Raw genomic sequence first — 12,104 nt, forward strand, 5'->3', positions numbered from 1 at the left:
TGCGTTTGCACTTTTTAATAAAATTTTCAAACGCTGCGTTAGCAAAAATCGCATCCGACTTGAGCGAAATTTAGTAATTTTTCAGAGCACTCAATTACGAATAAAAAAGGAAAACAATGAAACGCTATCTTGGCCCAAGAAAGATACTCAGAATTTATATAGATAATGACGACAAATATGAGGGTAAACCATTATGGGAGGAATTATTAAAAAAAGCAAAAAATGAAGGTATTGCTGGTGCAACCGTATTTAAAGGAGTTGCCGGTATGGGAGCGCACTCTAAAATCTCCTCTTTTAATATCTTGAGTTTAAGCCAAAAACTACCGGTAATTATTGAAATTATCGATAAGGAAGATAAAATTATGAGTTTTTTAAGAACGGCCGAGCTAATGATAAGCGAAGGATTGGTAACACTTAGCGATGTTGAAGTAATCAGTTATAAACATCCTAAATTTAAATAATCTCAAGGCAAAAAATGGGATTGGATATAATTTTAGCCATTGGTATTGGAGGTTTTTTTGGAGCTATTAGTAGATTTTTAATATCTACTTTTTTGCAAAAAGCCGTAGGCTCTTTTTTTCCCATAGGAACTTTGGGAGTTAATATTATAGGGAGTTTTTTGATAGGCTTTTTAATATTATATTTTGAAAATATTATCTCGCCAAATCAAAAGGCACTTTTAATAACGGGCTTTTTAGGGGCATTGACAACTTTTTCCACATTTAGTTACGAAACAATTATAATGCTTCAAAACGATTTATATTTTAGAGCTTTTGCAAATATTTTGCTAAACGTAGTTTTATCCCTTTTGGCAACGGTTGCGGGTATAATAATATTTAAAAAAATATATGGATAAATAAAACAATGGATTTTATACTCCCTCCCCTTTTATATAATCAAAAAAAAGAGTTAAGAAAAGTCGGTTTTGAGATCGAATATAGCGGTATAACTCTAAAGCAGTGCGCAGCTATTGTAATAAAACTTTTTGGCGGCAAAATCTGTAAAGAAAATATCTACTGCATCGATATTAAAGATACCGTTTTAGGAGACTTTAGCATATATATCGATAGCAAGTTTTTAAGAGAATTCGAAGATAAGATCGCACCTCTTTTAGATAATGAATCAAAAAATATCGAAAATATCCTTTTATCTATTTCTGAAGCTTTTATCCCTTACGAAATCGTAACGCCTCCTATACCTTTTGATAAACTCCATTTTATCGAAGAGTTGAAAAACTCTTTAAAAAAAAGCGGAGCTCTTGGAACAAAAGCCTCTTTTTTATTTGCTTTTGGACTTCATATAAATATAGAAGTCCCATCTTTTAAAAGCGAAGATTTGTTGGATATTTTAAGATCTTTTTTGGTTCTTTATGAGTGGATTAAAGAAAGAGATAAAATCGATCTTACAAGAAAACTTACCTGGTTTATAGATCCTTTTGAAATAGAGTATATACAAAAAGTAATCGATCTAAATTATAAACCTACTTTAAAAGAGTTTAGTCAAGATTATATTTTTTACAATCCAACAAGAAATAGAGCCTTAGATCTTTTACCTCTTTTAGCCTATATTGATAAAGATATAAAATCAAAGCTCCCAAATGAAAAGATCAACCCAAGGCCAACGTTTCATTATCGTCTTCCAAACTCAAGAATCGACGAAGATAATTGGAGTATAGCAAAAGAGTTTAATTACTGGAGTTTGATAGAGCATCTTGCTTTCAAAAAAGATATCTTATATAAAATCTGTAAAGATTATCAAGAGTTTTTAGATTCTCCTTTTTGGTTTATTACCTCAAATTGGATAGGTAAAATAGATAATATAATAAAAACCAAGTTTAAGGAATTTTATTGAAAAAAGTGGTAATAACAGGCTCGGATAAAGGAAGTAAAATCGCATGGACTTTTTTAAAATTTATACTATCTTTATATAAAATAAAACCTATTTTTATCTCTCCAAAAAACAAAAAATTTCCTCAAAAATTCAATGGATTAATCATTAGCGGAGGAGTAGATATAGACCCTTCAACCTATAAAAAACAAAATATCTCATCTGTAATATGCGATAAAAAAAGAGATGAAATGGAACTTTTCATTTTAGAAAAAGCTTTGGAAAAAGAGCTACCTGTATTAGGCATCTGTAGAGGTATGCAGCTTATAAACGTTTTTTTTGGCGGAACTTTGCATTTAGATATAAATGAACTAGATCTAAACCATCCGCATCCCAAAACACCTCTGCCTTTAAAAGATATCTATATCAAGCCCCATTCAAAACTTCACAATATCTTAATGAGCGAACATATCAAGGCAAACGCCCTTCACCATCAAGCCATAGATCGTATAGGACTGAGACTAAAAGTCGCAGCAACCGACAAAAATGAGATCATCCAAGCAATTGAGCATGAATCTTTAGATATTTTAGGACTTCAGTGGCATCCGGAATTCATGCCTTACGCAAAATCGAGCCAAAAAATTTTTGGATATTTTGCCAAAAAATTAAAAATTTAGCCCCAATTTAGTAAGATAACCAAAATAGTTTATAGGAGAGTCTATGCTGGATCTAAAACTTTTTGAGAGAGATTTTGAAAAAATCGCAAAAAAACTACAAACCAGAGGCGTTGAAGAGAGACTTTTGATGGAGCTCAAAGAGCTTTTTAAAAAATATAAAGAAGAAAAAAAAGCTTTGGAAGAGCTTCAATCAAAACAAAACTCTTTATCAAAAATGTTTGGAATATTTAAAAAAGAGAATAAAGATATAACCAATCTAAAAAAAGAGGTAGAAGAAAATAAAGCAAAAATCATCGCCCATCAGGAGATTGTTAGAGATATTGAAGAGGAGTTAAATAAAGTTGCTCTTCAAATCCCAAATATCCCGGATGATGATGTGCCTATAGGAAAAGATGAAAACGATAACGTAGAAATAAAAAAGGTTTTAGAGCCTAAAAAATTTGACTTTTCTCCAAAAGAACATTTTGAATTGGCCCAAGAGCTTGATTGGATAGATTTTAAAAGAGGCGTAAAACTTGCAAAAAGTAGATTTAGCGTATTAAAAAAAGAGGGGGCGCAGTTAGAGAGAGCCTTGATAAATTATATGTTAGATTTTAATAAAAATAGAGGATACGAAGAGGTTTACGTTCCTTTTATGGTAAATTCCGCAACCCTTATGGGAACTGGACAACTTCCAAAGTTTGAAGAAGATCTATTTAAAATAGAGGGAGAAGATCTCTATCTCATTCCAACTGCGGAAGTTCCTTTAACAAATCTTTATAGAGATGAAATCATACAAGATCTAGAAAAACCCATAAAACTCACCGCTTATACCCCTTGCTTTAGAAAGGAAGCCGGAAGCGGAGGAAAAGATGTTAGAGGGATGATCAGACAGCATCAGTTTGATAAAGTTGAGCTTGTAACTATATGCAAACCGGATGATAGCGAAAGAATATTTGAAGAGATGGTAGAGTGTGCCAGCGATCTTTTAACTTCTCTTGGTCTTCCACACAGATGGGTTATGCTATGCACCGGAGATCTTGGTTTTAGCGCCGCAAAAACTATCGATTTGGAGGTTTGGTTGCCCGGACAGGGAAAATATAGAGAGATTAGCTCTATATCAAATACAAAAGATTTCCAAGCAAGACGTGCAATGATTAGATATAAAGAGGGCAAAAAAAACAGGCTTGTTCATACGCTAAACGGATCAAGCCTAGCGGTAGGTAGAACATTGATAGCCATTATGGAAAATTATCAGCAAAAGGACGGCTCTATAATTATACCTGAGGTTTTAAGAAAGTATATGTAAAATCTTTGTCCAATATCTAAGCATTTTTGAAACATTTTTGCAACATATATCTGATATACTTTAATTAGATCTTTTAAAAAGGATTTTTATGAATAGCTTAGATATTGGGCCAATAGCAAAAAGATATGGCTTATCTATAAAAGAGCAAAATCTACTTAAAAAGATTCTCTCTTTTTCGGTCTATAAAAATAGTCTACTCAATATTAAAGCTTTTGAAAACTATATACAAAATTGGATAGAAAAAAATATATCTATTACAGAAGAAGATGAAAAACTACTTAAAAATATAAGAGAAAAATTTAACTTTTTTGATCCAAAATATCCTCTTTTTAATACAAAATATATAAAAATTTCTCAAGAAGCTTTTATTATAAACGGAAAAAAGACCCCTATAAAACTTTATAAAAATGGCGAAAAGAAACTTTTTTGGCAAATCGATCAGCAAAATTTAAAAAACTTACATCCAAAAGAGAAGATTAAAATTGGGTTTTTAAGAAAAGAGGATAAAAAATTTTATATTTTTGAAACAAAAATTCTAGATATAAATTCTTTTTATTCAATTACCTTAATTAAAACAGATCATTCAAAAAAATTTGAAATAAGAGAAAGCAGATCTAAAAAAAGATATGATATAAAGATCCCTTTGCAGATAAAGTATAAAACTTTAGACAAAAAAATAAGCACAATAGACGGCGTAACGAAAAATGTAAGTTTTTGCGGTATGCAGATATTACTTAAAAATTTTGACAAAGATATCGATCAAAATGAAAATATCTCCATAAAGATAAATTTAGACAATAAAAATTTTTATGTAGATGGAGAAATAAAATATATTATAAAAGATATCGATACAAATATCGGAGTCGAATTAAAAAATATAAAAAAAGATTTTCAATCGGCTCTTATAAAAGAGATAAAAAGGGAGAGATAGTCTAAATATCATCTCCCTCTTCGCATCTTTTTTTCTTTAATATATCTTTCATAGATATAAAGCTATTTAACGCTCCGATATAGGCTTTGGCGCTTGCTATCATAGTATCGATACTAAGTCCGTGACCGATAACGGCAGGTTTGTTTTCATCAAAAACAACTTTTACCACTACTTTAGCCAGCGCATCTTTTCCTTTGCTTACAGCCGTTACCTGATAATCGTTAAGAGTTCCTTTATATCCGCTAATTCTATCGATCGTTTTAAAAATAGCGTCAATCGTCCCATCGCCAATACCTGCGTCAACTATCTCTTTTCCCTCATACTCTATCGTTACAGCCGCGCTTGGCACACCTTCGCTACAATCGCTTATTTGAAGTTTTTTTAGCTTAAATACTTCTGGAATGTTTGTTAGTTCGCTTGTTATTAGCATCCTCAAATCATCGTCTGTTATCTCTTTTTTCTTATCGGCCAATATCTTAAATCTTATAAAAGCTTTATTTAGTTCCTCATCATTTAGATCAAAACCCAAACTTTTTATTCTATCTTTAAAGGCGTGTCTTCCCGAATGTTTTCCAAGAACGATTCTATTTGTTTCAAAGCCGATATCTTCGGCTCTCATTATCTCGTATGTCTCTTTATGTTTTAATATCCCATCTTGATGTATTCCGCTCTCATGGGCAAATGCGTTTCTTCCAACTATTGCTTTGTTTGGCTGAGGCTCTATCCCGGTAATTGCCGCAACAAGCCTACTGGTTGGATATATCTCTTTTGTATTTATGTTGGTATCTATATCTTTAAATATATCTTTTCTCGTTTTTATAGCCATCACGACTTCTTCTAAAGCTGCATTCCCAGCTCTTTCTCCAAGACCGTTTATAGTACACTCTATCTGCCTTGCTCCGTTTAAAACGCTATATAAAGAGTTTGCTGTCGCAAGTCCCAAATCGTTATGGCAATGAACCGACAAAACGGCCCTATCTGCGATAAACTCTTTTAACTCTTTTATCATTTCTCCCATTTCGTGAGGAAGTCTATATCCTACGGTATCTGGAATATTTATAGTTTTTGCTCCCGCTTTTATAGCTTCATCTATTATCTCTTTTAAAAAGCTCATCTCGCTTCTGCCGGCATCTTCGCAACTAAACTCGATGTCGCCCGTATACTCTTTTGCATACTTTATAGCTTCAACGGCTCTTTTTATTACCTCTTGCGGATCCATCCTAAGTTTATATTTCATATGTATCGGGCTTGTAGCGATAAAGGTGTGAATTCTTTTTAATTTAGCCTCTTTTATAGCCTCTCCCGCCGCTTTTATGTCTTTTTCTACCGCTCTTGCCAAAGAACAGATAGTGCTGTTTGTTACGATCTGACTGATTCTGCTAATTGCTTCAAAATCCCCCGGACTTGCCGCCGCAAAGCCGGCTTCTATAATATCAACCTTTAATTTTTCAAGCTGTTTGGCTATCTGAATCTTCTCTTCGGTGTTCATTGAAGCGCCGGGGCTTTGCTCTCCGTCTCTTAATGTGGTATCAAAAATCTTTACTATTTCGCTCATATCTTTTCCTTTTTTTAAAAAAATATCAATTAATAATTTTTTTCCAATATTTTATCATATTTTTCTTCTTTTTCGAAGTAAAACGAAAAAAAGGGCTCTAAAAATTCCATATAAGATATATAAAGTTATAAATAGCGCAATACCCTCTATAGGATAAAGATAAAAAAGTGAGAACAAAATAATCAAAACTATTAATGTCTTTATAAGATACATCTTTTTAAATTCGATTTTTTTAAAACTTGGATATCTTATGTTGCTAACCATTAAAAAAGCCGATATCAAAGCTCCGACTAAAAGTAAAAAGGAAAAATCTTTCAATGTCGGATATTTTTGATACATTAATATCCAAACCGCTATAAACACAGCGGCTGTTGGAATGGGAACTCCTATAAAAACGGAAGGCTCGCTTGAGGGTGCCATAACGTTAAATCTTGCAAGTCTTATGGCTCCAAATACGACAAACATAGCCGAAACCAAAGAACCAAATCTACCAAATTCAGCTCCGCAGCAAAAATATAAAAGCATAGCCGGAGCCGCACCGAAAGCTATAATATCGGCAAGTGAATCAAACTCCATTCCAAATTTGCTTGTGGTGTGGGTAAGTCTTGCTATCCTTCCGTCAAGCCCATCAAAAATCAAAGACAATAAAATAAGCCAAGCGGCCTTTTCAAACTCGCCTTTAGAGGCGGCAATAATACTTATTATCCCTATAAAGGCGCTTGCTGCGGTAAAAAGATTTGGTAGTATATATATAAGCTGAAAATTTGGCCTATTCAACTTCTCCCTTTATATATCCTATAATATTGATCCCCCCTACCACTTGATCTCCCACTTTTACCTTTAGCTCTACATTTTTTGGCAAAATTATCTCAAAAAGAGCGTTTGAAGCATATCCTATGATTTCTCCAAACTCAACTTTTAAAGAGTCGTTTTTATAAATATTAAAACCAAAAAACCCCATTTTATCGGAAATTGCCGATATTTTTAGATCCGTTTTTTCATTTTTAAGAACAAAGCTAAACTTTTCGTTTAATTTATCGCTTTTTTTTGAAGAGAGCTTTAAAAAGAGTCCGTGTCTTTTTTTGATATCTTTTATAATCCCATCAAATGGTGATCTTATAGCGGAGTTATCAAGCAAAGAGCTATATATTTTGACCGCCTTTTCATTGCCCATATCTTTTATATCAACAACCTGCCCATCAACGATGGAGTAGATTGCCCCTTTTTTTTGAAATTCGTTTTTTGTGGGTAAAATAAGATAGATATATAAAAAAAATATAAAGAGCGTTGCGGTTAAAAGTTTTAAAAATAAAGAGGGAATCAAAAAAAGTGTAGCTAAAAATATTATAAAAGAGTAAATAAGCGCCTTTTTACCCTCTTTTGCCATATATTTAAAAAAACTCAAATCTACTCCTCGCTTTTATCCGTTTTTTCTTCTTTATCCTCTTTTATTTTATCTTTGGCTTTTTTGATATCTTCATTTTCATCATCTATTAAAAGGGACTTTTTGTTATGTTTTTTTTCAAATTCTCTTATAATTTCTCTTACTCTTTTACCCTCTAAAACCTCTTTTTCAAAAAGTTCTTTGACCATCTCCTCGATTGCTTCACTATACTCTTTTAGTCTATTTTTTACATGTTCATATCTTTGGTTTAAAAAGTTTTTTATGAACTCGTCAATATCTTCGGCAAGCTTCTCGCTATACTCTTTAACTGGAGCCAAACCTCCCCCTAAAAATATATTTTTTTGTTTTTCAAGCACCATAAGTCCGGCAACTTCACTCATTCCATACATCATAACCATTGATTTTACTATATCGGTAGCTCTCTCAAGATCGTTTGCGGCACCTGTGCTAATCTCTCCGATAAAAATCTCTTCGGCAGCCCTTCCCCCTAAAAGAGTATCAATCTCTGCCACTAGTTCATGTTTTTGCATAAGATATTTATTTTCTTCGGGAGCGTTTAGAGTATAACCAAGAGCGGCTAAGCCTCTTGGGATAATAGAAACTTTTGTTACTTTTCTTGCTCCCGGAGTAGTTTCAGCTATCAGAGCGTGACCGCTCTCATGATAAGCTACGATTTTTTTCTCTTTTGGAGAGATTCTTCTGCTTTTTTTCTCAAGTCCTGCAATTGCTCTCTCAACCGCTTCTAAAAAGTCCTCTTGTTCAACCTCTTTTTTATTTTTTCTACCTGCAAGAAGTGCCGCTTCGTTAACGATATTTGCAAGATCTGCGCCAGCAAGTCCCGCGGTTAGCTTTGCGATCTCTGACAAATCGACATCTTTTGCCATTTTTATATGGCGCACGTGAACTTTTAAAATAGCAAGTCTTCCCTCGTAGTCCGGTTTGTCTACAACAACCGTTCTATCAAATCTACCGGGTCTTAAAAGTGCCGGGTCCAAAACTTCGGGCCTATTTGTGGCGGCTAAAACAATGATTGGATATTTTGCGCTATCAAAACCGTCCATCTCCGCTAACAACTGATTTAGAGTCTGCTCTCTTTCATCATTTCCCCCGATAGGTCCCGCAGCGGCTCTGCTTTTACCAATAGCGTCTATTTCGTCTATAAAAATGATTGCCGGGGCCTCTTTTTTAGCCTGCTCAAAAAGATCCCTAACACGAGCCGCTCCAACACCTACAAACATCTCAATAAAGCTACTTCCGCTCACGGCAAAAAATGGCACGTTTGCTTCACCAGCTACAGCTTTTGCCAAAAGAGTTTTACCGGTCCCTGGAGGTCCCACTAAAAGCACCCCTTTTGGAATCTTTGCGCCAAGCCTTACGTATCTGTCTGGGTGTTTTAGAAAATCGACTATCTCTTTTACCTCCTCTTTAGCCTCTTCGACTCCAGCGACATCGCTAAATTTTACGTTTGGCTTTTCGCTATTTATAAGCTTTTTAGCGCTTCCCATCCCAAGTATACCGCCGCCAACGCTTTTTTGCATACGGCTTGCCAAAAACATCCATATGGCAAAAAATATAAATATAGGTATAACCCAGCCAAATATCACTTCGCTTAACCAGTTGCTTTCGCTATACCCCCCATAATCTACGCCTTTTTCCTCCAAAAGAGGGATAAGCGTAGTATCTTCGGGTATTCTGTTTGCAAAATAGATAACTTTATAGCCGTTTTCTTGGGCAATAGCTTTAATGGTTCTTTGACCGATCGCTACATACTTAACAGCTCCCTGTTTTATCAAAGATTTTAATTCAGAGTAGCTAACCTCTTTTGTTTTTTGAATCGGCGCTCCGGCCATATGGGTAGCCGCACCCTCTCCCATACCGCCGCCGGTTGGGGCGAGTATGGATTTGAATAGTAAGATTATCAATATCGAAAATATCGCAAATGTTATGAGTGGATTTTTATTAAAAAAATTATCCTGTTTTTGTGGTTTTTTCTTTGCCATCTACTCCCTTTCCTTTTTCAATAGAAGAGTAACCCATTCATTATCTTCTATCTTTTTTATTAATTTTAAATCTTTATATCTATCTAACACATTTTGCAAATATTTGTCAACTATCCCAGATAGTATTAGATAGCCTCCGTTTTTTAGGGCATTTTTTAAATCTTTTGCCAAAAAAATCAAAACATCGGCTACAATATTTGCGATAACTATATCATACTTTTCCTTGAGATTTGTCACACTTCCTACCCAACCCCTGTTAAATTTAGTTTCATTTAATTTAAAATTTTTCTTAGCCTCTTTAATAGCCAATAAGTCGGTATCGCATATATCTACTACCGCTTCTTTTTTCGCGGCGGCTATCGCTAATATGCCGCTACCGGTTCCGACATCTAAAACTCTATCTTCTTTTTTTACGATATCGGATAATATTTTTAAACAATTTAATGTGCTTGGATGGTGTCCTGACCCAAAAGCCAAAGCTGGATCTATAACGATATCGATCATCTCCTCTTTTTTTTCATACCAGCTTGGATGTATATAAAAATCTTTGGCAATTACCGGAGTTATACTTTTTTTATAATTTTCAATCCAGTCTATATTTTTCTTTTTTTGAGTTTTTATCTTTAGATCGATTTTTTCCTCAAATATCAAACTTAGCTCTTTTACGTAATCTTTACATTTTTCAACGATTTCGTCCAAAGGCTCCTCGCTTCTTAAAATCAACGAATCGCCCCTCTCTTCTATCCCGTTATAAAAATGATCCATTAAAAAACTCTCAATCTCCTCTTTATGGGAAGTTGGAGTAATAGTCACTTCATAATAATACTCTTTCATTTTTGGCTCGCTTTTTAACTCTCTCACTCTCTAACTTTCTCACTACCCAACTACTCAACCATTTTAACCTTTTTAACCATTTTAACCAAAATTAACCACTCAACCATTTTAACTTTTTTAACCATTTTAACCAAAATTAACCAACTCAAAAGCCTCTTTTAGATCTAAAGTTCCTTCATAAAAAGCTTTTCCGACAATTACTCCAGCTATCATACCGGTATCCAATAAAGCCTTTATATCGTTTATATCTCTAACTCCACCGCTTGCAATAGTATCAATAGCGCTTGCTTTTGCGATAGAGAGGGTAAATTCTATATTTACTCCGCTTAAAGTCCCATCTTTTGATACGTCGGTGCATATAATTGCCTCTACTCCGCTTTGGGCATAGGCCTTTGCAAGATCGGTTGCTTTCATTTTTGAAGTTTTTGCCCAACCTTCAACGGCCACATATCCATCAATAGCGTCAATTCCGACAACGATCCTATATTTTTTTGCCATCTCTTTGACAAATTGCGGATCTTTTGCGGCGATGGAACCAAGAATAACTCTATCAATCCCCATATTTATATATCTTTTTATACTCTCTTCATCTCTTATACCGCCACCAAGTTGCATATGAAGTTTCGAATTTTTTCTGATTTTTTCAATAGCTTCCAAATTTTTAGGCTCTCCCGCAAAAGCTCCGTTTAAATCTACAAGATGAAGCCAAGTTGCACCTAACTCTTCAAATTTTTTTGCAAGCTCCCAAGGTTTATCGCTATAAACTTTTGCGCTATTCATAGCTCCTTTGGTTAGCCTAACGGCTTTTCCGTCTTTTAAATCTATTGCTGGATAGATAATCATTTGCACCTCTTTTATAAGTTTACAAAATTTTCTAAAATTTTTAATCCATTATTATGCGATTTTTCTGGATGGGGCTGAAGACCGAAAATATTATCTTTTTCCACAGCGCTCACAAACTCGTATCCATAAATAGTTGTGCCAATTACATACTCATCTATAGTCACGGCGTGATAACTATGCACAAAATATAGATAAAAGGCTTTTGGTAAATCTTTAAACAAAGGGGTTTCTTTTTTTACAAAAAGCTCGTTCCATCCCATATGAGGAACTTTTAATCTATGATCAAATCTACTTTTATCAAAAGGCACCACTTCTCCTGGGATCAAACCAAGTCCCAAATGTTCTCCAAATTCATAACTTTTATCAAAAAGTAGCTGCATTCCAAGACATATTCCAAGAAGATATTTTCCCTTTTTTGCAAAATCCAATATAGCATCTTTTAATCCATACTCTTGCAGATGTGCAACAGCGTCCCCATAAGCTCCCACGCCTGGCAAAAAAAGTTTATCAAAATTTTTTAGTTTATCAGGATCTCTTATAATTTCAGGTTTTGCTCCAACTTTTAGCAAAGCGTTTTTAACACTTGCAAGGTTGCCCATATTATAATCAACAATCGCTACTCTCAACTCTTTAGTCCTTAGTTTTAAGTTTTTATATCAAATGCAGGTGTATATCTTACACATCAACCACCCAACCATTTTAACCAATTTAGACATTGGACATTGGTAAATGGGAATTTGGAAT

The 12,104-nt window shown here is 34.1% G+C and carries 13 protein-coding genes; 6 read left to right on the forward strand and 7 right to left on the reverse strand.

The features are described 5' to 3' along the window. The first annotated feature begins 116 nt into the window (after positions 1-116). The 6 genes from AC30RD_RS02675 (at position 117) to AC30RD_RS02700 (ending at position 4,723) form a co-directional block, all read left to right on the forward strand. Positions 117-461, forward strand: coding sequence for a DUF190 domain-containing protein (locus tag AC30RD_RS02675; RefSeq protein ID WP_489492648.1), 345 nt, complete (start codon positions 117-119; stop codon positions 459-461). A 14-nt stretch (positions 462-475) separates the two neighbouring features. Next, positions 476-856 (forward strand): fluoride efflux transporter CrcB, encoded by a 381-nt coding sequence (crcB, locus tag AC30RD_RS02680; RefSeq protein WP_489492649.1) that lies wholly within the window; start codon positions 476-478, stop codon positions 854-856. Between the two features lie 8 nt (positions 857-864). Further along, the gene (locus tag AC30RD_RS02685; RefSeq protein ID WP_489492650.1) at positions 865-1,851 is read left to right on the forward strand and encodes an amidoligase family protein; all 987 of its coding nucleotides are present in this window, start codon (positions 865-867) and stop codon (positions 1,849-1,851) included. A 5-nt stretch (positions 1,852-1,856) separates the two neighbouring features. Continuing rightward, on the forward strand, positions 1,857-2,504 hold the full coding sequence (locus AC30RD_RS02690) for a gamma-glutamyl-gamma-aminobutyrate hydrolase family protein (protein ID WP_489492662.1): 648 nt from the start codon (positions 1,857-1,859) through the stop codon (positions 2,502-2,504). A 43-nt stretch (positions 2,505-2,547) separates the two neighbouring features. Continuing rightward, positions 2,548-3,792, forward strand: coding sequence for a serine--tRNA ligase (gene serS / locus AC30RD_RS02695; protein ID WP_489492651.1), 1,245 nt, complete (start codon positions 2,548-2,550; stop codon positions 3,790-3,792). Positions 3,793-3,880: 88 nt separating this feature from the next. Continuing rightward, a complete protein-coding gene (locus tag AC30RD_RS02700; protein ID WP_489492652.1) occupies positions 3,881-4,723 on the forward strand; it encodes a PilZ domain-containing protein in 843 nt (280 codons plus the stop codon). A 1-nt stretch (position 4,724) separates the two neighbouring features. On the opposite strand, the gene AC30RD_RS02705 is transcribed toward AC30RD_RS02700, so the two are convergent. The 7 genes from AC30RD_RS02705 to hisH form a co-directional block, all read right to left on the reverse strand. After that, on the reverse strand, positions 4,725-6,278 hold the full coding sequence (locus AC30RD_RS02705) for a 2-isopropylmalate synthase (RefSeq protein ID WP_489492653.1): 1,554 nt from the start codon (positions 6,276-6,278) through the stop codon (positions 4,725-4,727). 54 nt (positions 6,279-6,332) lie between these two features. Continuing rightward, a complete protein-coding gene (gene pssA / locus AC30RD_RS02710) occupies positions 6,333-7,055 on the reverse strand; it encodes a CDP-diacylglycerol--serine O-phosphatidyltransferase (protein ID WP_489492654.1) in 723 nt (240 codons plus the stop codon). After that, positions 7,048-7,683, reverse strand: coding sequence for a phosphatidylserine decarboxylase (locus AC30RD_RS02715; RefSeq protein WP_489492655.1), 636 nt, complete (start codon positions 7,681-7,683; stop codon positions 7,048-7,050). Before AC30RD_RS02715 ends, pssA begins: the two co-directional genes overlap by 8 nt. 2 nt (positions 7,684-7,685) lie before the next feature. Further along, a complete protein-coding gene (gene ftsH / locus AC30RD_RS02720) occupies positions 7,686-9,683 on the reverse strand; it encodes an ATP-dependent zinc metalloprotease FtsH (RefSeq protein ID WP_489492657.1) in 1,998 nt (665 codons plus the stop codon). Continuing rightward, positions 9,684-10,544 (reverse strand): 50S ribosomal protein L11 methyltransferase, encoded by an 861-nt coding sequence (locus AC30RD_RS02725; protein WP_489492658.1) that lies wholly within the window; start codon positions 10,542-10,544, stop codon positions 9,684-9,686. Positions 10,545-10,643: 99 nt separating this feature from the next. Then, positions 10,644-11,360, reverse strand: coding sequence for a 1-(5-phosphoribosyl)-5-[(5-phosphoribosylamino)methylideneamino]imidazole-4-carboxamide isomerase (gene hisA / locus AC30RD_RS02730; RefSeq protein WP_489492660.1), 717 nt, complete (start codon positions 11,358-11,360; stop codon positions 10,644-10,646). 11 nt (positions 11,361-11,371) lie between these two features. After that, positions 11,372-11,986 (reverse strand): imidazole glycerol phosphate synthase subunit HisH, encoded by a 615-nt coding sequence (gene hisH / locus AC30RD_RS02735; RefSeq protein WP_489492661.1) that lies wholly within the window; start codon positions 11,984-11,986, stop codon positions 11,372-11,374. Positions 11,987-12,104 lie beyond the last annotated feature (118 nt).

Source organism: Nitrosophilus sp. (assembly GCF_982775275.1).

Coding starts and splice junctions, on each gene's coding strand:
- crcB (WP_489492649.1), top strand. CDS start 476: ATGGGATTGGATATAATTTTAGCCATTGGTATTGGAGGTTTTTTTGGA.
- AC30RD_RS02675 (WP_489492648.1), top strand. CDS start 117: ATGAAACGCTATCTTGGCCCAAGAAAGATACTCAGAATTTATATAGAT.
- serS (WP_489492651.1), top strand. CDS start 2,548: ATGCTGGATCTAAAACTTTTTGAGAGAGATTTTGAAAAAATCGCAAAA.
- AC30RD_RS02685 (WP_489492650.1), top strand. CDS start 865: ATGGATTTTATACTCCCTCCCCTTTTATATAATCAAAAAAAAGAGTTA.
- hisA (WP_489492660.1), bottom strand. CDS start 11,360: ATGATTATCTATCCAGCAATAGATTTAAAAGACGGAAAAGCCGTTAGG.
- ftsH (WP_489492657.1), bottom strand. CDS start 9,683: ATGGCAAAGAAAAAACCACAAAAACAGGATAATTTTTTTAATAAAAAT.
- AC30RD_RS02705 (WP_489492653.1), bottom strand. CDS start 6,278: ATGAGCGAAATAGTAAAGATTTTTGATACCACATTAAGAGACGGAGAG.
- AC30RD_RS02700 (WP_489492652.1), top strand. CDS start 3,881: ATGAATAGCTTAGATATTGGGCCAATAGCAAAAAGATATGGCTTATCT.